Annotated in this window: 24 protein-coding genes and 1 pseudogene; 14 read left to right on the top strand and 11 right to left on the bottom strand. The window is 56.3% G+C overall.

Features of this window, described 5'->3' with window-relative positions; translation table 11 throughout:
- Positions 1 to 24 precede the first annotated feature (24 nt).
- Positions 25 to 363 carry a hypothetical protein gene (locus ACYZTZ_RS07095; protein WP_461997646.1) on the top strand — a complete coding sequence of 113 codons (339 nt, stop codon included), beginning with the start codon at positions 25 to 27 and terminating at the stop codon, positions 361 to 363.
- A gap of 32 nt (positions 364 to 395) precedes the next feature.
- Here ACYZTZ_RS07095 and ACYZTZ_RS07090 read toward each other — a convergent pair whose 3' ends face one another.
- The 6 genes and pseudogenes from ACYZTZ_RS07090 to ACYZTZ_RS07065 form a co-directional block, all read right to left on the bottom strand.
- Positions 396 to 1,802, bottom strand: coding sequence for a DUF1254 domain-containing protein (locus ACYZTZ_RS07090; RefSeq protein WP_461997645.1), 1,407 nt, complete (start codon positions 1,800 to 1,802; stop codon positions 396 to 398).
- A gap of 143 nt (positions 1,803 to 1,945) precedes the next feature.
- Complete coding sequence (locus ACYZTZ_RS07085) at positions 1,946 to 3,517, bottom strand: sensor domain-containing diguanylate cyclase (RefSeq protein WP_461997644.1); 1,572 nt, start codon at positions 3,515 to 3,517, stop codon at positions 1,946 to 1,948.
- Positions 3,518 to 3,582: 65 nt separating this feature from the next.
- Positions 3,583 to 3,741, bottom strand: a pseudogene (locus ACYZTZ_RS07080) (aldolase); the annotation flags it as partial.
- A 21-nt stretch (positions 3,742 to 3,762) separates the two neighbouring features.
- On the bottom strand, positions 3,763 to 4,158 hold the full coding sequence (locus tag ACYZTZ_RS07075) for a hypothetical protein (protein ID WP_461997643.1): 396 nt from the start codon (positions 4,156 to 4,158) through the stop codon (positions 3,763 to 3,765).
- A 165-nt stretch (positions 4,159 to 4,323) separates the two neighbouring features.
- Entirely contained in the window at positions 4,324 to 5,115 is a 792-nt protein-coding gene (locus ACYZTZ_RS07070; RefSeq protein WP_461997642.1) for a lipopolysaccharide biosynthesis protein, read from the bottom strand.
- Between the two features lie 143 nt (positions 5,116 to 5,258).
- Positions 5,259 to 7,016, bottom strand: coding sequence for a L,D-transpeptidase family protein (locus tag ACYZTZ_RS07065; RefSeq protein ID WP_461997641.1), 1,758 nt, complete (start codon positions 7,014 to 7,016; stop codon positions 5,259 to 5,261).
- 81 nt (positions 7,017 to 7,097) lie between these two features.
- Between ACYZTZ_RS07065 and ACYZTZ_RS07060 the strand changes: the two genes are divergently transcribed.
- The 6 genes from ACYZTZ_RS07060 to ACYZTZ_RS07035 all read left to right on the top strand — a co-directional run bounded on the left by ACYZTZ_RS07060 (position 7,098) and on the right by ACYZTZ_RS07035 (position 12,782).
- Positions 7,098 to 7,802, top strand: coding sequence for a murein L,D-transpeptidase catalytic domain family protein (locus ACYZTZ_RS07060; protein WP_461997640.1), 705 nt, complete (start codon positions 7,098 to 7,100; stop codon positions 7,800 to 7,802).
- Positions 7,803 to 7,912: 110 nt separating this feature from the next.
- Positions 7,913 to 9,610: a copper resistance system multicopper oxidase gene (locus ACYZTZ_RS07055; RefSeq protein WP_461997639.1), complete on the top strand. Its 1,698-nt coding sequence runs from the start codon at positions 7,913 to 7,915 to the stop codon at positions 9,608 to 9,610.
- An 11-nt stretch (positions 9,611 to 9,621) separates the two neighbouring features.
- Positions 9,622 to 10,509 carry a copper resistance protein B gene (locus ACYZTZ_RS07050; RefSeq protein WP_461997638.1) on the top strand — a complete coding sequence of 296 codons (888 nt, stop codon included), beginning with the start codon at positions 9,622 to 9,624 and terminating at the stop codon, positions 10,507 to 10,509.
- Between the two features lie 55 nt (positions 10,510 to 10,564).
- Positions 10,565 to 10,936, top strand: coding sequence for a copper homeostasis periplasmic binding protein CopC (copC, locus tag ACYZTZ_RS07045; protein WP_461997637.1), 372 nt, complete (start codon positions 10,565 to 10,567; stop codon positions 10,934 to 10,936).
- A 3-nt stretch (positions 10,937 to 10,939) separates the two neighbouring features.
- Entirely contained in the window at positions 10,940 to 11,875 is a 936-nt protein-coding gene (copD, locus tag ACYZTZ_RS07040; RefSeq protein ID WP_461997636.1) for a copper homeostasis membrane protein CopD, read from the top strand.
- A 121-nt stretch (positions 11,876 to 11,996) separates the two neighbouring features.
- Positions 11,997 to 12,782, top strand: coding sequence for a transporter substrate-binding domain-containing protein (locus tag ACYZTZ_RS07035; protein ID WP_461997635.1), 786 nt, complete (start codon positions 11,997 to 11,999; stop codon positions 12,780 to 12,782).
- Between the two features lie 120 nt (positions 12,783 to 12,902).
- On the opposite strand, the gene ACYZTZ_RS07030 is transcribed toward ACYZTZ_RS07035, so the two are convergent.
- Positions 12,903 to 13,121, bottom strand: coding sequence for a hypothetical protein (locus ACYZTZ_RS07030; RefSeq protein ID WP_461997634.1), 219 nt, complete (start codon positions 13,119 to 13,121; stop codon positions 12,903 to 12,905).
- Positions 13,122 to 13,597: 476 nt separating this feature from the next.
- On the opposite strand from ACYZTZ_RS07030, the gene ACYZTZ_RS07025 reads away from it, so the two are divergent.
- A complete protein-coding gene (locus ACYZTZ_RS07025; protein ID WP_008151340.1) occupies positions 13,598 to 13,867 on the top strand; it encodes a hypothetical protein in 270 nt (89 codons plus the stop codon).
- A gap of 221 nt (positions 13,868 to 14,088) precedes the next feature.
- Here the strand turns inward: ACYZTZ_RS07025 and ACYZTZ_RS07020 are convergent, their stop codons facing one another.
- A complete protein-coding gene (locus tag ACYZTZ_RS07020) occupies positions 14,089 to 14,598 on the bottom strand; it encodes a hypothetical protein (protein ID WP_461997633.1) in 510 nt (169 codons plus the stop codon).
- 332 nt (positions 14,599 to 14,930) lie between these two features.
- The gene (locus tag ACYZTZ_RS07015; protein WP_461997632.1) at positions 14,931 to 16,259 is read right to left on the bottom strand and encodes a glycine-rich domain-containing protein; all 1,329 of its coding nucleotides are present in this window, start codon (positions 16,257 to 16,259) and stop codon (positions 14,931 to 14,933) included.
- 572 nt (positions 16,260 to 16,831) lie between these two features.
- On the opposite strand from ACYZTZ_RS07015, the gene ACYZTZ_RS07010 reads away from it, so the two are divergent.
- From ACYZTZ_RS07010 to tal, 6 genes are all read left to right on the top strand, one after another.
- Positions 16,832 to 18,022 carry an S-type pyocin domain-containing protein gene (locus ACYZTZ_RS07010; RefSeq protein ID WP_461997631.1) on the top strand — a complete coding sequence of 397 codons (1,191 nt, stop codon included), beginning with the start codon at positions 16,832 to 16,834 and terminating at the stop codon, positions 18,020 to 18,022.
- A 10-nt stretch (positions 18,023 to 18,032) separates the two neighbouring features.
- Entirely contained in the window at positions 18,033 to 18,389 is a 357-nt protein-coding gene (locus ACYZTZ_RS07005; RefSeq protein WP_461997630.1) for a DUF6572 domain-containing protein, read from the top strand.
- 179 nt (positions 18,390 to 18,568) lie between these two features.
- Complete coding sequence (gene dusA / locus ACYZTZ_RS07000; protein ID WP_008151348.1) at positions 18,569 to 19,564, top strand: tRNA dihydrouridine(20/20a) synthase DusA; 996 nt, start codon at positions 18,569 to 18,571, stop codon at positions 19,562 to 19,564.
- 284 nt (positions 19,565 to 19,848) lie between these two features.
- Entirely contained in the window at positions 19,849 to 20,091 is a 243-nt protein-coding gene (locus ACYZTZ_RS06995) for an AbrB/MazE/SpoVT family DNA-binding domain-containing protein (RefSeq protein ID WP_140679683.1), read from the top strand.
- Entirely contained in the window at positions 20,088 to 20,483 is a 396-nt protein-coding gene (locus ACYZTZ_RS06990; RefSeq protein WP_461963288.1) for a PIN domain-containing protein, read from the top strand. The genes ACYZTZ_RS06995 and ACYZTZ_RS06990 overlap by 4 nt, the downstream gene beginning before the upstream one ends.
- A gap of 725 nt (positions 20,484 to 21,208) precedes the next feature.
- Positions 21,209 to 22,135 carry a transaldolase gene (tal, locus tag ACYZTZ_RS06985; RefSeq protein ID WP_046047819.1) on the top strand — a complete coding sequence of 309 codons (927 nt, stop codon included), beginning with the start codon at positions 21,209 to 21,211 and terminating at the stop codon, positions 22,133 to 22,135.
- Between the two features lie 73 nt (positions 22,136 to 22,208).
- On the opposite strand, the gene rssC is transcribed toward tal, so the two are convergent.
- On the bottom strand, positions 22,209 to 22,691 hold the full coding sequence (rssC, locus tag ACYZTZ_RS06980; protein ID WP_007935262.1) for an anti-sigma factor antagonist RssC: 483 nt from the start codon (positions 22,689 to 22,691) through the stop codon (positions 22,209 to 22,211).
- Positions 22,691 to 23,872, bottom strand: coding sequence for a two-component system response regulator RssB (gene rssB, locus ACYZTZ_RS06975; protein ID WP_309675646.1), 1,182 nt, complete (start codon positions 23,870 to 23,872; stop codon positions 22,691 to 22,693). The genes rssC and rssB overlap by 1 nt, the downstream gene beginning before the upstream one ends.
- Between the last annotated feature and the right edge of the window lie 186 nt (positions 23,873 to 24,058).

Here is a 24,058-nt window from a genome sequence, read left to right as displayed (position 1 = left end):
ATGCCTCATCTTGGGAGACGCACCATGATGATCATCAAAATGACTTCGCTGTTACTGGCGGGAGTGCTGTCCGCCATGTCCGTCGGCACCTTTGCAGCCTCCGGCGATGGCGCTGATGCGACCGGTACCCAATCGGGTTCAATCGGCGGCTCGACCATGGCGCCCAACAATAACCCTGGCCACCCCTCGAGCGACCATAACGCTAACGGCGGCAATAGCGGATCGGGCTCGTCGGGTGGCGAAAATGGTGGCAATGCCGGGAACAGCGGCTCTGGCGCGGGGGGTGGCACGGGCGCGGCGGGCGGTGGAACGGGCGGCGCCGGTGGCGGGACGGGCAGCTGGACGCGTAAAAGCAGCCGATGATCGTCGGCTGCTTTTTGGCCTGAAACGCGGTACTAGGCTGGCTTGACCGGCGGCGGGCTCCACTTGCCGTTCAAAACCTCGGGCTTGGGCCCATACAAACGCATGGTCAGGTTGAACCCGCCCTTCGGTGCCGGCAGCCAATTGGCTTCAAGGTCCTTGCCGGGGTTTTCGTGCTGGAAGTAGATGTCCAGCGAACCGTCGGCGTTCGTCTTGAACGGCATCCAGCTACTGAACGCAAACCGGTTGAGCGCATTGCCGACCTGGAATCCTTCAGGGTCGTACAAGGTGATCGACCAGAAAGCGTTTACCGGCGGCATTTCACCCTTGTCGAAATGCAGCACGTACTTGTTCGTTCCATCAAGTGGCTTGCCTTCGACATCGCCGATGTTCAGTGGATAAATCGCATCCTCGGGCAAGTTGGCGCCGAGCCCCATCTGCGCAACGATCGCGCGCTTGAGGTAGTAGTTGCCGTAGACGCCCATGGTGTCGGTGTTCATCGACCAGCCGTTGACCACGCGAGCGAGGGTTGGAACCTTCCACGTCATCAGCGTCTGCGCGTCTTCGGGCACGGTCTGCAGCGCTGCTTTGATTTCAGGGTCCAGTGCATCCATGTTGAAGGATTTTCCGGGCTCGATACCGATACGCTTCATCTGTGCCAGGATCGGTTGATCGGTGATGTGCGCAGGGTGCATTTTGAGCAATTCGGCGGCGTAGGCGAAGTAGTCGGTCGCCGACATTGAGTCGACCTGGATCTTTGGCGGGGTCTTCATGTCCACGGCCGGGTCAATGTTCACGCTGACCGGCTCGGGGCTTTTACCCAGTCGGGACAACGGTGTCACGGTGTAGCCAGCCTGAATTTTGTGCACGGCCGCGTAGTCCGCAGCGCCGTCGGTCTTGGTGCGGCCAATGACCCAGACAAAGGGCGTAGGCGCCGGCAGATGGTTCAGTCCGGCAGGCACCGTCCCGGTCCAGCCCGGCGGCGTCACCAGAAACTGCCCCGCTTGGGTGCCCGTGGTGCGCCAGCCCGGTGAGGCGAACACATCGGTCCACATGTCGAGCATCGGCAGCAGGTAAAAACGCCCGGCCGTATCGGGCGCTGCGATCACCAGCGGTTCTTGGGTCAAATCCAGCCAGGCAATGGAATACAAGGTGTCGAAGTTCGAGCGCACCACCCCTTTGAAATTTGCAGGTGGATACTGCGGCACGCTGACAAACGTATTCATCGGACCTTTACCGAATTCCTTGCCCGGTTCGATATTGGTGAATTGCTTGCGGGTGATGTCCATGGTCAACAGCGGGTAAAAATAAAGGTAGGCATCCACGCCGATGGCGTGTGCTTCTTCGGCTGTGACTTTCGATTGAGCCTGGCTCGCGAGCGGAAAGATGGCGCAGGCTGCAACGGTTAGAGCAACGGCTGCCAATGCTTGAGTAATCAACATTTTGACGATCATCCGTGCGGTGGGGGGACCTGCCGGGATCGGCAGCGTTACCGCAACTCTAGACGATCAATTGAAGGGGATCTGACAGGCAGACAGCCGGCTGGCCGGGGTGTTGCGCGGGTGAAACACCGTCGACAGACACCTCAACGATCCGAACGCAGCAGTGCCTCGACACCGCCCTCCATCGACAGCACCGCCGAGCGGTTTCGCCCCGAATGCTTGGCTTGATACAGCGCCGCGTCCGCACGTTCGATGAACACTTCCATGCTGTCCCGCCCCGTCGGCACAAACGAATAACAACCCAGACTGACCGTCACGAAGCCCGAGGGTGAACCGCTGTGGATGATGTTCTTGTCCATGACGCTGCGGCGGATCTGCTCGGCAATCACCATCGCACCATGAATGTCGGTGTCGGGCAGCAATACCGCAAATTCCTCACCGCCGTAGCGCACGGCCAAATCGGCTTTTCGATGGCAGCACCCCTTCACCGCCCGCGCAACTTCAGCCAGACAATGGTCCCCCGCCACATGGCCGTAAGCGTCGTTGTAGCGTTTGAAGTAATCGATATCGAGCATGATCAGGCTCAGCGAACTCGACTGCCGGGCGCCTCGGCCGAACTCGATGTCCAGCGCTCCCTCGAACAGCCGGCGATTGCCCAGGCCGGTCAGACTGTCGTGGGTCGCGATCAGCTTCAGCGCTTCCTTCGCCGTGCGCAAATCCGCCTCGACCTGTTCGCCGACACGCACCTGATAAAGGAACATCCAACCGAACAGCCCCACGCCCAGCACCACCAGGGCAACGATGACTGTGGAGCGAAACGCCGTGTCGTTCCAATCCTTGAGAATCGAATCCCTGGACGAGGCGGCAGACACGACCAGCGGATAAGCGTCGAGCTGACGGTAGCCATACAACCGCACAACACCATCGACCAGCGAGCGGAACATCGCGTTGCCGGAGGGCGCGTTGGGCAGCAATTTCTCGAAGATCTCGCTGTTGGCCAGTGATGTGCCAATCAGCGATTCCACAAACGGCCGTCGCGCCAGCAGCGTTCCGTCGGTCAAGCCCAAAAACATCGAACCGTTGTCATCAATGCTGAAGCTTTTGAAGAACTGATCGAAGTACGCCATCTTGATGCCGGCCAACAAGACGCCCTGGAAATTGCCATTCTTGTCGTTCACCCGTTTGGATATCGGGATGATCCACTCGCCATTTTCCCGACTGCGAATCGCCGGCCCGATGTGCGCCAGGGAGGAGACGTTCTGCTGGTGGAATTTGAAGTATTCGCGATCCGACACACCCGGGCCGCGTGGCAGATTTTCGAAGGAGCTAACGATCCACTGCCCCTTCTGGTCGAACAGAAATATCCCGTGCAATTGACTCAGCGCCTGCACCCGCCGGGCGAACGTTTTCTGCAAGCGTGGCTTTTGGGGCGTGCCGAAACCGTCAGCCTGAATCCAGTCGGCCAGACTGGTCAGCACCAGATCGGCTTGCATGAAGGTGTCTTCGGCCTGCTGCGCCATGGCCCGCGTCAGGTTTGATGACGCCACTTGCGCCAACGCCAGGTCATGCCGGCGCGACTGCTCCAGTTGCAGGTAAAGCAAACCGCACAGGCTCAGGCACACGACCGCAATAAACAGTACCGCTGCTTTGCGCAGAGGTAACCGTTTCAACGTGACGCCGGTGGCGTTGTGCGGATCGTGAAGAGGGATAGGCAAAAGCGCGTCCTGTAAGGGTAAGGCATGGGTAACACCCCAAAACCCTTATTTTTTGTGAGCTTAGTCTACGGGGGGGTATGGGGCAAATGTCCTTTGGCTAGTCGCCGCATCGCGCTGTGCAAATGCGCCCGAGCACTTTCTGCATCCCCCAGGCGCATTTGCTCGTATGCCCGCCGGGCAATCTCATGGGGCACCGGCTTGAGTTCACGCTGGGTCGCCATCGCATTTCTTCACGAGCATCACCATCAAGGCGCGAGCTTCAGATGCGCGTTGACTCTCCCGTTCTTCGGGTCGACAAACCAATACTCATTATTGGCGACCTTCACTTGGCTGCACTCGGTTGGGTACTTGTTAGGTATGACGCAAACAACACCGTCTTTGAGAGTCCACCGTTCTTTCTCCGGCGCGTCAGGCGCCATCTCGAACACATCGATACCATCGGCTAAAAACCTGATCGAGTAGGGGTGACTGCCCTGCCGGGTGGTTCCATAAAACTGCTTACCCACTAACGTGCTATGAATTTGCCCATCGTCTAGCGTCATCGCTGATGCCGGAACCGGTGGAGGTTCATAACGACTGCTGGTTGCGCAGCCTGCCAAACAGACCATCAGGATCGACGCGCCGAATTTTAAAAAAGTCATGCCACACCGTCCTTGTAAGTACCGGAAGAATGTCCGGATAAATCAAAGCTTAGGCGACGCTTATTTGCAGATCCGACACAAGTGCTGAACGGTTGACGATCGATAAATTACAAACAAAAAATGGGCGCCCCGAGGGCGCCCATTTCAATAAAGCACGAACAACCTTTAGATCAACTTGTCGATCTCATCCAACGTCACTCGGGGAATGAGTTCACCCGAAATCCTTGAGGAACTGGACAGGTTGTAGACCTGAAAATCATCATCCACGACGTACTTCGACAAGATCTCGAACGACGGCAGGATTCTCGTATAAAAATGCTGATCGAGCAGGCATGGGGAGGCTAGCGTGTCACCCTCTTCGTAAAAACGACTCACAGACTGATTAAAGTCGACGCCTACCAGAAACACCTTGGTAAACCCCACGTGATACGCAATTTGCAAAGCCAGATAAGCCACGGTACGGGCATCAAAAAAACCCCGTTTAAGGTTCTTGCTGAAACCAAGGGTTCTATTGCGGCCATTTCCGAGTTTGCGACTTCTGACGAGTTCTTTATCGGCCCTGAAAACCAGGTCAGTCCAGGAGAGCTTGGGTGCTCGGCCGAGTAAATACAGTTCGCCCTCAGGCGCTACCGTCGTATACCAGTTGTGCTCTTGCCACAGGGCAACCCGCTGACTGATGCGCATCGCCTCTGAAAACAGTTCGGGTTGCTCTCGGGAAAAGCCTTGATCCGTACAGGCATAAAAGAACGGCTTGGTACCTGTCCCGGAGAACATGGAGATGGCGCCATTCATCGTAATCATCGGAATGTCGGCAAACTTTTCCAGCGGAAAATCTTTAGCGGACGCCCCCGAGGCGATGATAAACACGGCACCTTTTTGGATGTTGCGGCACTCATCGAAGTCATGCACATCAAGCATACCTGTGTTGAGTGACGGTTTTTTTTGCGCAACATCCATCTTCAATTTCCTATCCCTTTACATCGATGATCGGTGACTATTTGGCATTGTGATAGTTTTCAACGGGTGAGCCAACCTTTTGGCTTCGCCAACTCTGGAATCTGCGACGGAGTGCAAAGGTTGACGCAGAGCGCTTGCCTCCTTCACGGCCATTGCCGATTTTGCCCCGTCGCCACAGAGGAAGTTCCTGCTCGTCGCACATCCAGAACGGGCAGATCCGAAGGCAGATTCAACCCCCGCAGTACCGCGGAATCGTACCCGTAGACATCGGGTTTAAACATCACTCGACCATCGTTACTCAGGTCCACGGTCCAGTAAGCCAACAGCACCGGCACCTTGACGGGAAGCCTGATGTTTTCGGTCTTGCCGTTCGCCAGTTGAGCCTGTATCCCGGCGCTGTTCCAACGAACCGGGTCGTTGAATAACAGCTCTACTAACTGCAGCGGGTTCTCCACCCGTATGCAGCCTGAACTGGTGGCACGGCGCGACTGCGCAAACAACTCGCGATGCGGCGTGTCGTGGAGATAAATCGAATAGTCATTGGGAAACCGAATGACCACCTGTCCCAGCGAATTATCCGGCCCGGCATCCTGTCGCAGCGTGATACCGCGCGGGTTATCCCAGTCGACGGTCGACGGATCAAGCACATTCCCCTCTCGATCAAGGGCTCTTATACGGCTGGCGGCAAGGTAGCCAGGATCTCGTTGAATCTTGGGCAGCATGTCTTTGACGAGGATCGTCGGTGGCACAGTCCAGGTGGGGTTGAACGTTACGTAAGTAATCTCGGCTTGAAACACCGGCGTACTGCGGAACGGCTTACCGACCTGAACCCGGGAACGCCATATCGCTTTACCGTCGCGATAAAGCGCCACCTTGTAACCCGCAATATCAACGATGACAAAAGTGCCCTGAAGTTTGTACAACAACCAACGCGCGCGCTCCATGTTCACCCGAACCTGGTCTATCCGCGCCTCTACGGGCACATTCAACGCAGCCAGTGTCGCGCCCCCCGCCACGCCATCCGCCCCCAGGTATTGCTCGGTCTGATACTTTTTCACCGCCGCGGTGACGCTGTCGTCGTAATCAGTGCGTGGCTTCTTTGATGGGGCCAGATAACCACCCACCACCAAACGTGCTCGCAACTGCGCGACAGAGGCGTCATCCATGCCTGGCTTGAGCGATTGGCCTTCGGCAATCTTCGGCCAGCCGCCCGCGTCCCGAACCTTGCGCAGTTGCGCCAGGCCCACGCGCAGGCTGCGGTAAACCGCCTCTTGTGGCGGTGCTTCGGCGAAAGCCCGCGCCACGTCATGAGCATCGAGCGCGGCGAACAAGTTATTCATGTCTCCACGAGGATCGGCGCCGACAGGGTCGAAATTCCAATGGATGTCCAGACGCGAAGGGTCAACCTTGCCGCGCCGCAATTGCAGCAGCGCCGTGATAAAGGTCCGGGTCGCCGCGATATCGAACGCCGCTCGTTGCGCCACCGTCGGCTCTGCTGCCTGCATCGACGCTCTGGCGTTCGCCAATTCATCAATATGAAAGTCCGCAGGATCCAGCCCGTCGGCCCGGGTCTCGCTCAGGCTTTTCAATAACTGAATGACATCGTTGTCGTTCGCCCAGGCCGAGCGATAACCCCGGTGCATGTAAAAATCCATGACCACGCGACTCGGATCCACCCGTTGATGACCACGTGAAGTGAGCAAGGGGGGAAACGATGAACTCAATGGCTCAAGTGCCGCCTGAATCGTTTGAGCGACGTAATCGTCAGGTGCTGCGCCAGTTCTGCTGATGACGGCCGATACCGCCTCAATCGGCGAAGTTTCTGCAATTGCTGCGCCGCTGATCAGAAAGCCCATAAAAAAGATGCGGCTTATGACGAATAACCTTGTTAACTGCCCCATGGATAATCCTTAATCGCCCCGTATTCAACGGCTAGCATCCTGCACACTGCTAGACTCGAAACATTAATGTGAGACTTACATATGGCACGAGACCGCTTTGGTTTCCTATTCACGGCCTTGCTGCTGACGTCAGTTTCGGTACCGGCAGCCTACGCCGATTCGCTTGAAGCCGCGCTGCTCAAAGCAGCACCAGGCGCCAACGCCAAAGTCATCGGGCTGGCCGTACGCGCTACCCAATGCAGCTTGGCCCAAGGTAAAGCACCTGTCCAAAGACTTGCTGTCATCGACTACTCACTGCCTTCGACCGAACAACGGTTGTGGGTGTTCGATCTGAAGAAACGTAAATTACTGTTCCACGAACTGGTCGCCCATGGTCGCAACAGCGGCGAGAACATGGCGGTCAAGTTCTCCAACCAGAATGAAAGCTTTGCCACCAGCCTCGGTTTGTACCGCACCCAGTCAAGCTATGTCGGCCAGAACGGTTATTCCTTGCGCATGGAAGGTCTGGAGCCGGGCTTCAATGACAACGCATTTGAGCGGGCAATTGTTATCCACGGGGCGCCCTATGTCAGTCCGGTTCTTGCCCGAGCGAATGGCCGGATCGGTAGAAGCCTGGGTTGTCCGGCTGTGCGGCCGGCAATTGCGCATAAGTTGATTGATTCGATGAAAGATGGGCAGTTGTTGTTTTCTTACTATCCGGATCAGCGTTGGTTGAAGTCGTCTTCGTATATCAATTGCGGTAGCGGCACTGTGGCCGCAGCGTCAACGCCCGATACACGCCAATAAATACGGCATGAAACTGACAAAACTGTAATCCCCGCCTCAGCCTGCTGAAAGGCATCGCCCGTTAGCCTCGTCGTCAAGCTCTCTCCACGCTGACGGACCGGGAACACGGCATGCACACCAACACATCAAGACGCACCTTCGTGAAGGGGCTGGCCGCGGGCGGACTCCTCGGCGGCCTCGGGTTATGGCGCACGCCTGTCTGGGCGGTCACCAGTCCCGGCGAGCCTCAGGTGCTGGCGGGCACCGACTTCGACCTGTTCATCGGCGAAACTCCGGTCAACATCACCGGCAACCCGCGCACCGCGATGACCATCAACGGCGGTATTCCCGGCCCCCTGCTGCGTTGGCGCGAAGGCGACACGGTGACGCTGCGAGTGAAGAACAAACTCAACGCCGACACCTCCATTCACTGGCACGGCATCTTGCTGCCGGCCAACATGGACGGCGTGCCGGGGCTGAGCTTTCACGGCATCGAGCCGGGTGGGATGTATGTCTATCAATTCAAGGTTCGACAGAACGGCACGTACTGGTACCACAGCCATTCAGGCTTACAGGAACAGTCCGGCGTTTACGGGCCGCTGGTGATTGATGCGAAGGAGCCGGAGCCTTTCCAGTACGACCGCGACTATGTGGTGATGCTGACCGACTGGACCGACGAAGACGCGGTCGACCTGATGAAGACGCTGAAAAAACAGTCGGACTACTACAACTACAACAAACCCACCGTGGGTGATTTCATTCACGACGTCAGCGAGAAAGGTTGGGGGTCCACGGTCGCCGATCGAAAGATGTGGGCCGAAATGAAGATGAACCCCACCGACCTGGCCGACGTCAGCGGCGCAACTTACACCTACTTGATGAACGGCCAGGCGCCGAACTCGAACTGGACGGGCGTGTTCCGGCCGGGCGAGAAGTTACGCCTGCGCTTCATCAATGGCTCCGCCATGACGTACTTCGACGTGCGCATTCCCGGGCTGAAAATGACGGTGGTCGCTGCGGATGGGCTGCACGTCAAACCGGTGAGCGTCGACGAGTTTCGCATTGCGGTGGCGGAGACCTTCGACGTGATTGTCGAGCCGACCGAAGCGGCTTACACCTTGTTCGCCCAGTCGATGGATCGAACTGGCTTTGCACGCGGTACGCTTGCAGCGAAGGCTGGTTTATCCGCGCCGGTACCGCCGTTGGACCCTCGACCGCTGGTGACCATGGATGACATGGGCATGGGCGGGATGGATCACGGCAGCATGGCGGGCATGGATCACAGCGCCATGGCCATGCCCGGCATGCAGTCCCACCCTGCGACGGAAAACAACAACCCGCTGGTGGACATGCAAGCCATGACCACCGCCCCCAAACTCGACGATCCCGGCCTGGGCCTGCGCAACAACGGCCGCCGCGTCCTGACCTATTCCGACCTGCGCAGCACCTTCGAAGACCCGGACGGCCGCGAGCCGAGCCGTACGATTGAATTGCACCTCACCGGCCACATGGAGAAATTCGCCTGGTCATTCAACGGCGTGAAGTTCTCCGATGCCGAACCCGTGCGCCTCAAATATGGCGAGCGGGTTCGGGTGGTGCTGGTCAACGACACGATGATGACCCACCCGATCCATCTGCACGGCATGTGGAGCGACCTCGAAGACGAGAACGGTGAGTTCATGGTGCGCAAACACACCATCGACATGCCGCCCGGTTCCCGACGCAGCTATCGGGTGACCGCCGATGCGCTCGGCCGTTGGGCCTATCACTGCCATCTCCTGTACCACATGGAAATGGGCATGTTCCGTGAAGTTCGCGTGGAAGAATGAGGCGCCTACCCATGACCAGACTCACTCCAATCTCATTGGCACTCGTGACCGCGAGCCTGACCCTCTCTTCGGCGATGGCCGCCACCGACGACATGCAGAACATGGATCACAGCCAGATGCAGGGCATGGACCCTAGTCAAATGCAAAGCATGGACGACGGCCAGATGCAGCCCGCCGCGCCAACCGAAAGTCGCACGCCGATCCCGGCGCTGACCGATGCCGACCGCGCCGCTGTGTACGCCAGCCCAACCGGCCACGGCGTGCATGACACCGCGCTCAACCATTACTTCCTCGCCGAAAAACTCGAATGGCAGGACGCTGACGACGGCGGCACCCTGGCCTGGGATCTCTCCGGCTGGATTGGCGGCGACATCGATCGCCTGTGGCTGCGCTCCGAAGGCGAACGCACCAACGGCAAAACCGAAGACGCCGAAATCCAGGCCTTGTGGGGGCACGCGATCTCCCCGTGGTGGGACGTGGTGACCGGCATTCGCCAGGATTTCAAACCCGGCGACCCGCAAACCTGGGCCGCGTTCGGCGTGCAAGGGATGGCGCTGTACAACTTCGAAACCGAAGCCACCGCCTTCATCGGCGAAGGCGGCCAAACCGCCGCGCGACTGGAAGGCGACTACGACATCCTGCTGACCAACCGACTGATCCTGCAGCCGACCGCCGAACTCAACTACTACGGCAAAAACGATCCGCAACGGGGTATCGGTTCAGGGTTATCCAACACCGAAGCCGGCCTGCGACTGCGCTATGAAATCCGCCGGGAAATCGCGCCCTACATCGGCGTGACCTGGAACCGCACCTACGGCAAAACCGCCGACTACGCCAACGATGAAGGTGAGGATCGCAGCGAAGCACGCCTCGTTCTTGGCGTTCGCCTGTGGTTCTAAACGCATTAACTCAACAACCAAAAAAACAACCGCTTAAAGCGGTAAGAGGCCTTGCATGCGCACAATCAAAATCACCGCTGTTGCCCTCGGATTGCTCATGAGCACACTCGCTCAAGCGCACCCGAAACTGCTCTCCTCCACTCCGGCGGAAGGTGCGGATGGCGCGACACCCGGCAAAATCGAACTGCACTTTTCCGAAAGCCTCATGACCCAGTTCTCCGGCGCAAAACTGGTCATGACGGAAATGCCCGGCATGGCGCACTCCCCCATGCCCATGAAAGCCAAAGTCTCGGGTGGTAGCGATCCGAAAACCATGGTCATCACACCGCTTTCGCCACTGCCTGCCGGGACCTACAAAGTCGAATGGCGCGCGGTGTCTTCGGACACCCACCCGATCACCGGCAACGTCACGTTCAAAGTGAAGTGATTGATGAGCGACTCGGTCAGCATTGCACTGCGCTTTGGGTTGTATGTGGATTTGATGCTGTTGTTTGGGCTCGCGCTGTTTGGGCTTTACAGCCTGAAAGAACAGGAGCGGATGTCAGGGGTGGCGCTGCCGTTTCGGTCGATGTTGATGGGGGCGGCGTTGCTGGGTGTGCTGCTTTCCGTCGCCAGCATGGTGATGATGGCGAGCGCCATGAGCGGTGAAACGGACTTTGCCGAGCTGCGTCCGCATATCGAGATGACGGTGTTTGAGACGGATGTCGGGTTGGCCTGGGTCGTGCGCATCATCGCGCTGGTTATCGCCAGTCTGGCGGTGATGCTCAATCACCGTGCGCCCGGACTCAGCCTGCTGATCGCGTCTTTTGCCGGCGCTATCGCCTTGGCCAGCCTGGCCTGGAGCGGTCATGGGGCGATGGATGAAGGCAGCCGTCGTTACTGGCATTTCATCACTGACATCTTGCATCTGCTGGCTTCGGGGGCCTGGTTCGGTGCGCTGGTCGCGCTTGCCTTGATGGCAAAGTTCAACGATCTGCAAACCGAGGAACGCATCAGATTGCTGGCTCGGGCAGTCAGCCGATTTGAATGGGTGGGTGCGGTGATCGTGGCCGTCATCACGGTCACGGGCGTCGTGAACTACCTGTTCATCGTGGGCCCAACGCTCGACGAAGTCTTGCTCAGTACCTACGGGATTTTGCTGTCCATCAAAATCGCGCTGTTTGCCGGAATGCTAGTGCTCGCCGCGTTGAACCGGTTTCACCTGGGGCCGTTTTTGCAGCGCTCGTTGCGTGAGGGTCAGTATCGGGTGGCAGCGAATACGTTGCGGCGCAGCGTGGTGGTTGAATTGGCGGCGGCGGTGTTGATTGTTGGGTTGGTGGCTTGGTTAGGGACGTTGAGTCCGGAAATGGAGGTGGTGGGGCAATAGCTCTCACGAGTAATGGTCAGGCTGCAGCAAATCAAGTTCTACAACATCCACGCCAATGTTGAGCGGGGCAGCAGAAAGTAAGTACTCTCAGCCCCCACTCCATCATGGAAGCCGGATAACAATGAACAACCTGAAAACCACAATGATGCTCGGTGGCCTGCTCGCTCTATCGTTTGGTGCTCAGGCAGAGCCATCGCACTTGGACAGCGTCCTCCAACAGGGCCAACTGCGCGTGTGCACAACAGGCGACTACAAACCCTATACCGTCAAAGCCGAGGACGGCGAATACTCGGGCATCGACATCGCCATGGCCCGCTCGCTGGCCGACAGCCTGGGCGTCAAGGTCGAGTGGGTGCAGACCACCTGGAAAACCCTGATGCCCGACATGCTCGCGGGCAAATGCGACATCGGCGTCGGCGGCATCTCCGTCACGCTGGAACGCCAGAAAAAAGCCTTCTTCAGCACCACGCTGGACGTCGACGGCAAAATCCCGCTGGTGCGCTGCGAAGATCAGGCGCTGTACCAGACCGTCGAGCAAATCAACCAGCCTTCGGTTCGTCTGGTCGAACCGGCCGGCGGCACCAACGAAGCCTTTGTTCACGCCTTCCTGCCCAAGGCGCAATTGCGCCTTCACGACAACGTGACCATCTTCCAGGAGCTGCTGGACAAGAAGGCTGACGTGATGATCACCGATGCTTCTGAAGCGCTGTATCAGCAGAAACTCAAACCCGGCCTGTGCGCGGTGAACCCGAAGCAATTCATGCAATACGGCGAGAAGGCTTACTTGCTACCGCGTGATGACATGACTTGGAAGCTGTACGTCGATCAGTGGCTGCACCTGGCCAAAGTCACAGGCAACTACCAAAAAGTTTTGGGCCAATGGATAGCGACACCCGAGCCCAAATAGCCGCCACCTACTCGATCCATGTAGCAACTGACGCAGCCTGCGTCCGGCTGCGCAGCAGTCGCCAACCCAAAGCACACGGCACATCAGGCAAAACGCAAAACGGCGGAAACACTTCCGCCGTTAATCGTCGTGCAACAACCCCGAACTGTACTCGCCGAAGCTGTTGCCGAGCGCACTGCCATGGAAATTCATCTTATTGGGGTTGTTGGTAGGCCCCGGACCAAAACCGGCAGACGGCAGGCTGGCTTCCGAATATTCGCTATGGGTGCTTGCACCCGAACAGGCGCTCAATAGCAATGCGCCGGCGATCAGAGCGACTTTGAAGAGGTTCGAGATCATTTTTCAGTTTCCTTTGGGTTGGAAGCGCGGTGACCTTAGGTAGTCATCTTATGCCGCATGCCCGCCGGGAATTATGAAACTTTGCTGGGTGACAGCGTTGGTTCAGGTAGTGATTGCTTGAGGCAAAAAAGGGCGTGTCCCAGACAAACTGTTAAAAGAGCAACGTCCTACACGACTCTGGGAATTGTCCGTACACTTGTCCATTGCTGTGCTTTTGTCACGAAGCCTATAGTCCGGTCCACGCCAAAATGGCGTATCGGGTTTGGCGACTCGGTGATAAGGCACAGAAACCTCCGAGCCAGCTCGGAGAGTTTCTAAACGCACTTGGCTACCTTTTTTTTGGTGGCTGTGCGTGGGAGATCTTCGGGTCTGCCGGTTTGTGCCTTGTCCGGTTCGCCAACCCGCGTACAGCTACCACCCTTTGTTTGGCGACAACGAGTGGTAGGTGATCTCACTTCACTTCAAGGCAATCACTCATGAAAGAATTTATGGCTTTAACCAGCAACGCCGACGACCTTCCCTCGCTGTATGTAAACACCACCCAACCGCTGCACTCACTGCTTAGCACCGCACGCTACCGAATTGGCGCGGTAACGCAGATCCTGGAAAACCTCGCGATGCGCGGCGATATCACCACCGACTCGGTGATCCTCAGCGACTTTGCAATGCTTTGCTGCATACCCTTGCGCGATGGATGTGATGTGCTGGATGTCGTTGCCAGACGTATGGATGCTGAACCGTCCTGACGTCACAACGGGGCGTCTTCCTCGGACGCCCCTTCAGATTTATGGAAACTGGCAGCGAAAAGAAGCTCCGCGTAAATGCCCCAATCACCGCCACACCCGCGCCGCGATCGAATCAGATCTCGTGCTTCCGCTATCCGCGAACTTATCGCACTTATCGCACTTATCGCACTTATCGCACTCATCGCACTTACCGCTAATTAGTGATCATCCAAATCTAAGTATTATAAAGAAGAGCCATCAATGACAAACCGAACAAAGCAATCCCTTTTTTTATACGAATCCCGAAAGAATTTAATGAATTTCAGCTTCAAGCGACGCCTGATTAACTTACCAAAGAATGGAACCAAACATACCCAGCCAGGATAATCAATTAAATCATTTATTTCTTCGCGATTTTTAAATCTTATACCTACCAACTTAAGATTATTCTCATCGACAAGGCCGCGGATGTGCGCACGCCAACCTGGCTGGTGTATTAATATATTTGTGGGGAGTGAAGAAGTAGATTTACTAGGTATCTCTATAAACTTACCAGTCCACTCAAACTCCATTACCGCCCCTACACCTGTAAATATTTGATCCTGGTTGTATTCTTCCATTCTGGATTTAATAAAGCCATTGAAGCCGTGATCCGGATTGAGCGGATCTTTAAATTTCAGTACAAACTTTCCTGTTTTTGCGAGCTCTATAGCTTTTGAATGGCTAGTGTGGCGTATTATTCTAATTTTCATATCATTAACAATCTCACTTTAAAAAATACAGCCATCCTCATAACTGCGGAATAACAACTCTTAAATCTTAGTCAAGCATCTATTGTGTAGACACTCTGATCATGTCACGACTGGTAGCCATAAGCCATTAACCGTGCTTTATCTATTGTTTTTTCCAGCATCCAAGCCAGCCCCTTTTTCGACGGGTCGCGATTGGCTGATATCTGTCTCTCGCGAACGTCCGCTGTGGGTTGCCCTTCATGAAAGGCAGAAATCGGCCAGGAGCGGACACCACCCCACGAAGGTATCGCTCACTTCCTCCCGGTGAAACCTGAGTGGCCATAAATAGTGGCTCAAGCTTCCTGAACTTGGATACCGAGGGGCAACCGAGCAAATTCGTAGTCGCCCGACAGAATCCGTAGAACCCAAACGCCTGCGGCCTTTGCGTTGAACTGCACCAATATGGATTGAGTGAAATTAGCAACAGGTCGCTCTACTCCCTTGATTACATTGAAGGGGAGTCGAAAAACCTCTTGGCCATCCGGATCGTCAACAACCACATAAAAGGTAAGTAAAAGCGAATCGGGCACCTGCCCCATCGAGACAACGATGGTCGTTGGCCAAAATATAGCTGCTGGTAGTTCTGGATATAACCAGCACTCCCCGGCCCCCCCCATTACATAAAGTAGACCGTTTTTTGTATGAAACGCATCTGCAACCATAAGCGTCGACACGCTGAGCCCTGAATCAATATCGACAGGCGTCGCTTCCCGAGCTTCTGGAGATATCGCAAAACCAGGTAGTCCTCGTACTCCTCCCTTAGCCATGATGGATCTAACTGTTTTCCCATCGGCTGTAACGAACCGAAGCTCTGAGTCCCCCCCATTCCCAGAATGTTCACCAGGATGCTGCCCAGGACGTCCACCTTCTCCAACGTGTATTTCTATCTTCAATGGCCCTTCCAGAGATTCAAGCTCGTTCGATGAGAACGCCGTGATAACTCTATCCCCCCCTCCTCCACCGCCGCCACCCACAGTATTTTCACCTTCCGCGCCTGCTCCGCCGCCACCTGCACCTGCGTATTCACCAGAAGGCAGTTTGTAATCAAAAGCAAATTCGCTTATTGGTACGCCGTCGTAATATGTATCTCCACCTTTTCCTCCGGCGCCTCCACTAGAGTTCGCCCCGAACGCTCCCCCGCCTCCACCTCCAGCACCGGGGGCATTGCCGCCGTGGGCGCCAAGGTTCAATACAGAGTTAATGATGTTGATGGGCTCTTCAGAGGCGCGTAATGCGTCGTCTGCCATCTCAGACGTAAGCATCCAACCTTGACCTCCAATAGCATCAAACTCGTTGAGTTGCTCCTGCTTCCATGCCTTAAGCAGCGCGGGGGGAAACGCCATTGCTCTGTTCGGTCGGTCGACCTCCCAAGCATGTTCAAGGCAGAGTATTAAGAGGTTGCCTGTAGAACGATTCTCCTCCTCGGACATTTCGGCGTCCCAGCGCTCACCACCTTCACTACGAGCGCATATATGGGCAACGTTGGAGTTTAATGATCGTTCACCTGTTTCCGAGTCGACCTTGTAAAGCGGCCGTCGGCAAGACGGATACGCGCATCTGAATGCGTTTGCATAAAGCTCTTTCACTGTCGCTTGGGTTGGTCGGCGGTGTTCAACCTGCATGACTGTTTCCCTTTTAGATGAACGCAGATGGATGTGATCTGATCATAGGTGTCACTCGTGGTACTGCCCAGATCGATTCTCGTTGCGAGCTTCCCAAGCTGATAATGAGGGTTCGATTCCCTTCACCCGCTCCACTGTTTTCAAGGCCTCCAGCCTTACCCGCTTCAACTAGGTGTCTGTTCAGGTGTCTGTTTCTGTTTTTCTAAGACACCGACCGAATAGAAACAGACACCAGCGCTTCGACGAGACTCACCCCTCTCCGCAACAAACCTGAACATCGGCCACAGCCTTCCCAACGCTGAAGGTTGCCAGGTCATGATCACCTCTTCGCCACTCCCCTGTCCGGCCCGCGATGATGATTGCAATCAGCCAGAAGCCAACTTTCGTAACAATGACAGCGAGTGCGCAAAAGGCCACCATTCAAACCCTCATGCTAGTGCGGTTACCATCCGCTCTCTGCAATGACATGGAACAGGGAAGTCAGCACTTACAGCCAGCGCTTGTGCTTCCCGTTAACGTCATTCTGCCCCCGCCTCAGGCCGGGAACCTCCAAGGACGAACAAGGACGCTGCATGAGCGGTTATGTGCCCAACCCGCCGAAAGGCTATAGCTATAGCGGCAGCGAGCCTGTCGACACCCACGCCCAGCGTTGGGCGGAATACAAAGACCTGGCTCCGGAACCAGAAGACAAGCCAGACACCATGGGCTGTGTGTTTGCCAAGAGCTGCAACCTTCCTGACGGTGTAATCAATCACAAGAACCCCGCCGGGTTTGTGCCCGTTGAGAAACTGGCCGACTACGGACTGTGGGCTGTGCTTGGCACCGGGGCAGCGATTACCGCCGAAGGCACTCCACTGCAACTGGTGGGCGGGTCTGCTACTGGCAGTGCAATTGCTCAACGCCTCGGTGGATCGCTGTCACTGGGTCTACTGGAAGGATCAGGCGTTGTTGCTGCTGGCTTTGTAACGGGCATCGTTGGGATGCTGATACCGAACACCAGCATTTCACCAGACAGCGCTTTCTACACGAACGACCAGTACGCAACGCTTGAAACTGGCCGCACCCGTGTGCGGGTCAACGTGAAGACATTGCCGGACGGCTCCGTCAACGCTTACGGCTTCTACACGGGCGGTAAAGCGGAATGGGAAAATGTCCCCGTCATCAAGGGCGAGAAAGTCGGCGAAACATATGTCGCTGACATCGGCAACGGGATTGGGCTCACTTGGACCCCAGCGGCAAATCCTGACGGTGTGCTGGGTATTCCTGCCCTGGAAGGCGCCCCACAATTGCCCCCCGTGTGGGTGTATCCGCCGACAGCACAATCTGACACGGTGCTGGCGAATCCTTCGCATCCCCCTGAGTTCCAAGATGCAATTATCTGGTTCCCTGACTCGGGCATTGAGCCAATCTACATTGTGCTCAGTACGCAGTTGGAGAAGAACAAGGAGAAGGGCAAGGCTTTTGAAGACTCCAAGTATGACGAGCTACGCGAAACAACGCCCGAAGTGGGCCGAGAAGTGACGGCCAAGACCAAAAGCGGAGTCCGCACGAGGTTCGATATGCTAGGGCGGGATGCAGACGGCAACATTTCCTGCATCGAATGCAAATCGTCGGATACGGCGCCACTGACTCGCAACCAAAAACTTGCGTATCCAGAGATTGAAGAAAGCGGTGCAGTCGTTGTAGGCAAAGGGAAACCCGGCTTTCCCGGTGGCACCGTAATCCCACCAACCAGAGTCGAAATTGTTCGACCAAAGCCCTGAGGGAGCAGACATGTCCATTACAAATCCACAGGTGATAGATATCTGGGCAATCCCTACTTGGGAACCGGACAACGTCGTGTTGATTATCTCTGACCACCTTGAATGGGGCGGCAAAGCTGAGCAAGGCGAGCACCTGCAATTGCTGCAAGACAAGCTCAATACCTACGTTGCGTTCATCGAAAGCGGCGAGATCTACACCGAGATACCCAATGCACTCGGGAAGCATCCCATCATTCGCATCAACGGTCTGTATGAGCTTCCAGAGCAAGGCGAGTTTTTCATTGATCGCGCTGCCGAGGTGCTAAAGGAAGTGGGCATTGGACTGGAGTTCGTGCTTGACGAGAACGACGCAATACGCAACATGTGACCGGGGGAACATTTGACCGAAAAATGGGGACAGACTTATTTACTCGTAACTATCCCGTCGATTTCCTCCATGCGATTGTTCAGATGTCCTGAACAATCGCAGAAAGGCCCGCCTAAACCTTGCAACCCCAATCCTGATAAACTCCCTACCTCCCAGCCCCACCCATCTCAGAACCGCCAATGCCCCCAATCACCGCCACACCCGCCCCGCTTTCCCGCCGCTTCTCCGTCGCCCCGATGATGGATTGGACCGATCGCCATTGCCGTTTCTTCCTGCGCCTGCTCTCCAAGCACGCCCTCCTCTACACCGAAATGGTAACCACCGGCGCGCTGCTCAACGGCGATCACGACCGTTTCCTGCGTCACAACGAAGCTGAGCACCCGCTCGCCCTGCAACTCGGCGGCAGTGTGCCGCTGGACCTGGCGATGTGTGCGCGTATGGCGCAGGAGCACGGTTACGATGAGGTGAATCTGAATGTCGGCTGCCCGAGTGATCGGGTGCAGAACAATATGATCGGTGCGTGCCTGATGGGGCATCCGCAGTTGGTGGCGGATTGTGTGAAGGCGATGCGTGATGCGGTTTCGATTCCGGTGACGGTGAAGCATCGCATCGGGATTAATGGGCGGGACAGTTACGAGGAGTTGTGTGATTTCGTCGGCACGGTTCGGGATGCCGGGTGCACGAGTTTTACGGTGCATGCGCGGATTGCGATTCTGGAGGGGTTGTCGCCGAAGGAGAACCGCGACATTCCACCCCTGCGCTATGACGTGGCGGCGCGGTTGAAGACGGATTTTCCGGAGCTGGAGATTATTCTCAACGGCGGGATCAAGACGCTGGAAGCCTGTCACGAGCATTTGCAGACGTTCGACGGCGTGATGCTTGGGCGCGAGGCCTATCACAACCCTTATGTGATGGCTGAGGTGGACCAGCAACTGTTCGGCAGCACGGCGCCGGTGATCAGCCGGGCCGAGGCGCTGGCGCAGTTGCGGCCTTATATCGCCGCGCACATCGATGCGGGAGGCTCGATGCACCACATCACTCGGCATGTGCTGGGGCTGGGCACCGGGTTTCCCGGTGCGCGCAAGTTTCGGCAGTTGTTGTCGGTGGATATTCACAAGGCTAAAGAGCCTTTGGTGTTGCTGGATCAGGCGGCGGAGTTGTTGGAGGGGCGTTAACGGGTCTACTTGCTGATCTACAAAAATGGGGATAGACCTAATTCTCGTCGATAGAAGATTCAGCTTTATCCCCGCTTTTTTAAGCGAGTCACTCGTCGGACAGACTGTGCAGCATTAACTTTCCAAAAGGCCATGCGTCTCACAGAAATCTTCAAAAAAACGATAAGCGACGCTGAGATTATGAGCCGCTGGCAGTGCCATTCATCGCGGTGTCCCTTTGAACGTTGATTTCAAAAACCCCTTACCATAATGTAAGGAAAATCTGATTTGACGGAGTATCCACCATGGCAACCGCCACACTGACCTCAAAAGGACAAATCACAATTCCGGCACAGGTTCGGGCTTCTCTTGGCCTCGACACGGGGGATCGCATTGAATTTGTAGCCATAGGCGATGGTAAATTTGCCATTATGGCCGCGACTCATTCGGCCCGCGACCTCAAAGGACTCATACGCAAGCCCGCTAAAGCTGTAAGCATCGAGGACATGAACCAGGCCATCGCGGTACAAGGATCCAAAGCCATATGATAGGTCTGGATACCAACGTACTGGTCAGGTATGTCGCTCAGGATGATCCAAAGCAGTCAGCTAAAGCCTCCGAACTGATTGAGTCGCTGACAATAGCTTCTCCTGGGTTCATCACGATGGTTTCGATAGTCGAGTTGGTCTGGGTACTTCAATCCTGCTACGAGAGCGCAAAAAGCGAGATCATTACTGTCCTCGAAACGCTTTTGCGGACTCGTGAATTGACGGTGGAAAACTCCGAAATTGTTTGGCAGGCGCTGCGTAGATACTCACAGGCCAACGCCGACTTCGCAGATTGCTTGATTGAGCGCAGCGCCAACGCGGCAGGCTGCGAGTACATCGTCACCTTCGACAGCAAGGCCGCCAAGACGGCAGGCATGCGTCGCCTGGCGTGACTTGGCACGCTCAAATCAACCGCTTTGCATTCGTAGCGCGACACGCCCAGGAGAGAAATGGAATACCACCGAGCTCGCCTTCAGTATCAATTCAATAAACTCCAACCTATCCGCGATGGCATCTTTCCGGCCTACGGTGGGAACATCGAGTTTGAGTTATTTAGCTTCTTTGAGGTCTGTTATCACCTCAAAGACTGGGTGAAACACTCCCCTAGCTACGCCTCGCTCAGCAACGTGGAAGACTACATAAGCCAAAGCCCTGCACTGAGAATATGCGCCGACGTCTGTAACAAACTTAAGCACAGGAAGCTTGATAGGAAGTTGCGAAGCGGGTTAGAGCCTGGAGTCTTCATGATCACATCTACGATGACTGTCGGTCCAATTGGGACTACCTCGATCGTTAGCATCGACGAGGCAAGAATTGAGACTGAACGAGGCGATGAATGCTGTTTTGAGCTCGCTCAGGAATGCATGGAGGCGTGGAAGACGTATTTCATCTTGAACAATGTCACTTAGCCTCAGCTCCATCGGCATTAAGCCGCGTTAGCCGTCAGACCGGTTGAACCTGTGGTCTGATTTGGCATCGTATTTATCGATACCGCGCCCCGCCATTCAAACAGCCGTTTTCCGGATGTTGCCGCTGGGGCCCTCGATACGTACACGCACCCTTGAGTGGCTGTCAGCGCTCGGGTAATGTCATTAGACCCATAGGACAGAGCACGCCCATGACTTCCAAGCTGGAACAACTCAAACAAATGACTACCGTGGTTGCCGACACCGGCGACTTCGAAGCTATCGCTCGCGTTAAACCCGTGGACGCTACCACCAACCCTTCCCTGCTGCTGAAAGCGGCGGCGATTCCCGGTTATGCCGAGTTGCTGAACGCATGCGTCAGCGACTGCAAGGGCGATGTGGGCCTGGCCAGCGACCGTTTTGGCGTCGCGGTAGGGCAAGAAATTCTGAAAGTGATCCCTGGCCGTATTTCCACCGAAGTGGATGCGCGCCTGTCGTTCGACACTGACGCCGTATTGAAGCGTGCGCACCGTCTGATCGAGCTGTACGACAAGGCCGGCATTGGCCGTGACCGCGTGCTGATCAAGATCGCTTCCACCTGGGAAGGCATCCGCGCTGCCGAGAAGCTGGAAAAGGAAGGCATTCAGTGCAACCTGACGTTGCTGTTCTCGTTCGCTCAGGCTGCGGCGTGTGCTGATGCAGGCGTATTCCTGATTTCGCCGTTCGTGGGTCGCATCTACGACTGGTACAAGAAGGCCAACGGCAACGACTACACCGGCGCGGATGATCCGGGCGTGCAGTCGGTGACCCGCATCTACAACTACTACAAGGCCAATGACTACAAGACTGTGGTCATGGGCGCGAGCTTCCGTAACCTGAATCAGATCGAGCAACTGGCCGGTTGCGACCGTCTGACCATCAGCCCGGATCTGATTGATAAGCTGGCGGCGGACACTGGCAAGCTGGAGCGCAAATTGGCACCGGGTCAGGCCGGTGAAGCGCGTTTGAGCTTGAATGAAGCGCAGTTCCGTTGGTTGTCCAACGAGGACGCGATGGCGACCGAGAAACTGGCTGAAGGTATTCGTCAGTTCGCTCGGGACCAGGAAAAACTCGAAGCATTGCTGCAAGCCAAGCTCTGATCCAATAAGAGCAAACGCAAAAAGGGCGAACCCTCACAGGTTCGCCCTTTTTTGTGCGCGGTCGCTTATGGAATCAGTGACGCTCGAGGGCGTTCACCAGATCATGAAACGCTTCACGATTGGAGTCGTTCAGGCCCATGAGGATCTTGTGCGCTTCGAGCACTTTGATCCGTACCACTTCTTCGGACTGATCCTGGTCTGGCAGGTCGGTCAGGCACTCAGGGCACGGGATCGGGCGGTCAACGATGTTGAACACTTGCTCGAAGCCCATGGACTGCAGCAGACGGGTGATGTCTTCGTGGGTGGTGACGACGGTCGGCAGCAAGCCGACCTTTTGCCGCGACAGGATCGACAGCTTGGCCAAAAGACCAAGGGTGGTGCTGTCGATGCTGCGGGTTTCGGTCAGGTCGATCACGATTGCGTTGAAGTTCAACGCCGTGAAGATCCGCTCAATAGTCGCATCCAACGCCGAACACAGGGTCAGGCGAACTTCACCGACGAACTTCAGGACGAAGGTGCCATCCTGCTCGGCGAACTGGATTCTACCGGTACTCATTAAAGATTCCTGCTCAACACCAACAGGGCGATATCATCCGGCATCTCCCCTAGCGTGGCCAATCCAAAAACCTGCCGCAGACCATCCAGGCTGCCGCCCGCTGCCTTGACCCGTTGGGGCAAAGCCGCTTCTTTTTCTTTGAGTGTAGGTTCTGGCAAAAGGTCCAGAATGCCATCGGACATCAGCGTCAGGCTGAACGTCGGCGGCAGCTCCAGTACGTGGTCTTCGTAGGTGGCTTCATTGAAGAGGCCCACCGGCAGACCACGCCCTTCCAGATAACGAACACTGTCTGGCGTGTACAACACAGGCAACGGCAAATGACCACCGATGCTATAGGTCAACAAACCTGTCTCCTCGTCGATGACTCCACCGACCATTGTGACGTGTTTACCCAGCTTACAACTGATCAGGCCTCGGTTGATATGACCAAGGACCTCTGAAGGCTTGAATTCCGGCAATGTACCGCTGCGCTTGGACTCGAACAGCAAGCGCGTGGTCATGAACTTCAGCAGCACGGTAACGAAGGCTGAGGAGGCGCCATGACCGGAAACGTCCGCCAGGTAGAAGGCTACCCGACGTTCGTCGACCCGAAAGTAGTCGACGAAATCACCCGACAGGTACAGCGACGGGATGATCTGGTGAGCAAACTGGAACTCGTTGATGGTCCAGGGACTGACCGGCAGCATGTTCATCTGCACCTGGCGACCGGCGTTCTGGTCTTCCTGGAGCAGGTTCAGGCTGGCAGCGAGCTCGCGGTTGGCCTTTTCCAGCTTCTCGCGGTAGCGCTGGTTTTCCAGCAGCAGGCGCGCACGATCCAGGGCCCGGCGCACAGAGTGCTCGAGCACAGCCAGATCTTCGAGAGGCTTGATCAGGTAGTCCGCCGCGCCCAGGCGCAGGGCCTCGACCGCGTCGTTCATCACGCCGGCGCCCGAAACCACGATCACCGGGGTTTGTGGCGACAGCTCGGTGACCTGGCGAATGAGTTCGAGTCCGCCCATCTGTGGCATGCGCAGATCGCAGATGACCAAGTCGGGCTTGTCTTGCTCGAATACCTGAAGACCCTGCTGGCCATTGCTGGCCTGCAGGACACTGAAACCACTGTCTTCCAAGTAGGCCGCGAGGCTCGCGCGCACTACTTCGTCATCATCGATTATCAGCAGCGTGGCACTGGTTTTTGGCATGTGGGCAAACGGCGCCAGAATTAGGTTGGCGTAGCAGGCAGGGGCTTTGTCCCGGCTCACACTACTGGATTCGCTTTCTAGCCTCTCTATTGCACTGTTTTCGAGCATTTGCCCTACACACAGGTACACCAGAGGTGCCCTTCTAAGGCGCAGACGGTACTCCCATCCGCGGGGCGTTTCAAGCTC

This window comes from Pseudomonas sp. LB3P58, from assembly GCF_054897895.1.
This window is presented reverse-complemented; position numbering and strand designations above follow the sequence as displayed.

Excerpts from the sequence above, each read along its gene's own strand:
- ACYZTZ_RS07020 (WP_461997633.1), bottom strand. The coding sequence starts at position 14,598 with ATGAAAATTAGAATAATACGCCACACTAGCCATTCAAAAGCTATAGAG.
- rssC (WP_007935262.1), bottom strand. The coding sequence starts at position 22,691 with ATGAGTACCGGTAGAATCCAGTTCGCCGAGCAGGATGGCACCTTCGTC.
- ACYZTZ_RS06995 (WP_140679683.1), top strand. The coding sequence starts at position 19,849 with ATGGCAACCGCCACACTGACCTCAAAAGGACAAATCACAATTCCGGCA.
- ACYZTZ_RS07065 (WP_461997641.1), bottom strand. The coding sequence starts at position 7,016 with ATGGGGCAGTTAACAAGGTTATTCGTCATAAGCCGCATCTTTTTTATG.
- ACYZTZ_RS07070 (WP_461997642.1), bottom strand. The coding sequence starts at position 5,115 with ATGGATGTTGCGCAAAAAAAACCGTCACTCAACACAGGTATGCTTGAT.
- ACYZTZ_RS07095 (WP_461997646.1), top strand. The coding sequence starts at position 25 with ATGATGATCATCAAAATGACTTCGCTGTTACTGGCGGGAGTGCTGTCC.
- ACYZTZ_RS07015 (WP_461997632.1), bottom strand. The coding sequence starts at position 16,259 with ATGCAGGTTGAACACCGCCGACCAACCCAAGCGACAGTGAAAGAGCTT.
- ACYZTZ_RS06990 (WP_461963288.1), top strand. The coding sequence starts at position 20,088 with ATGATAGGTCTGGATACCAACGTACTGGTCAGGTATGTCGCTCAGGAT.
- ACYZTZ_RS07055 (WP_461997639.1), top strand. The coding sequence starts at position 7,913 with ATGCACACCAACACATCAAGACGCACCTTCGTGAAGGGGCTGGCCGCG.
- ACYZTZ_RS07075 (WP_461997643.1), bottom strand. The coding sequence starts at position 4,158 with ATGACTTTTTTAAAATTCGGCGCGTCGATCCTGATGGTCTGTTTGGCA.
- ACYZTZ_RS07035 (WP_461997635.1), top strand. The coding sequence starts at position 11,997 with ATGAACAACCTGAAAACCACAATGATGCTCGGTGGCCTGCTCGCTCTA.
- copC (WP_461997637.1), top strand. The coding sequence starts at position 10,565 with ATGCGCACAATCAAAATCACCGCTGTTGCCCTCGGATTGCTCATGAGC.
- ACYZTZ_RS07090 (WP_461997645.1), bottom strand. The coding sequence starts at position 1,802 with ATGTTGATTACTCAAGCATTGGCAGCCGTTGCTCTAACCGTTGCAGCC.
- dusA (WP_008151348.1), top strand. The coding sequence starts at position 18,569 with ATGCCCCCAATCACCGCCACACCCGCCCCGCTTTCCCGCCGCTTCTCC.
- copD (WP_461997636.1), top strand. The coding sequence starts at position 10,940 with ATGAGCGACTCGGTCAGCATTGCACTGCGCTTTGGGTTGTATGTGGAT.
- tal (WP_046047819.1), top strand. The coding sequence starts at position 21,209 with ATGACTTCCAAGCTGGAACAACTCAAACAAATGACTACCGTGGTTGCC.
- ACYZTZ_RS07050 (WP_461997638.1), top strand. The coding sequence starts at position 9,622 with ATGACCAGACTCACTCCAATCTCATTGGCACTCGTGACCGCGAGCCTG.
- rssB (WP_309675646.1), bottom strand. The coding sequence starts at position 23,872 with ATGCCAAAAACCAGTGCCACGCTGCTGATAATCGATGATGACGAAGTA.
- ACYZTZ_RS07005 (WP_461997630.1), top strand. The coding sequence starts at position 18,033 with ATGTCCATTACAAATCCACAGGTGATAGATATCTGGGCAATCCCTACT.
- ACYZTZ_RS07025 (WP_008151340.1), top strand. The coding sequence starts at position 13,598 with ATGAAAGAATTTATGGCTTTAACCAGCAACGCCGACGACCTTCCCTCG.
- ACYZTZ_RS07030 (WP_461997634.1), bottom strand. The coding sequence starts at position 13,121 with ATGATCTCGAACCTCTTCAAAGTCGCTCTGATCGCCGGCGCATTGCTA.
- ACYZTZ_RS07060 (WP_461997640.1), top strand. The coding sequence starts at position 7,098 with ATGGCACGAGACCGCTTTGGTTTCCTATTCACGGCCTTGCTGCTGACG.
- ACYZTZ_RS07010 (WP_461997631.1), top strand. The coding sequence starts at position 16,832 with ATGAGCGGTTATGTGCCCAACCCGCCGAAAGGCTATAGCTATAGCGGC.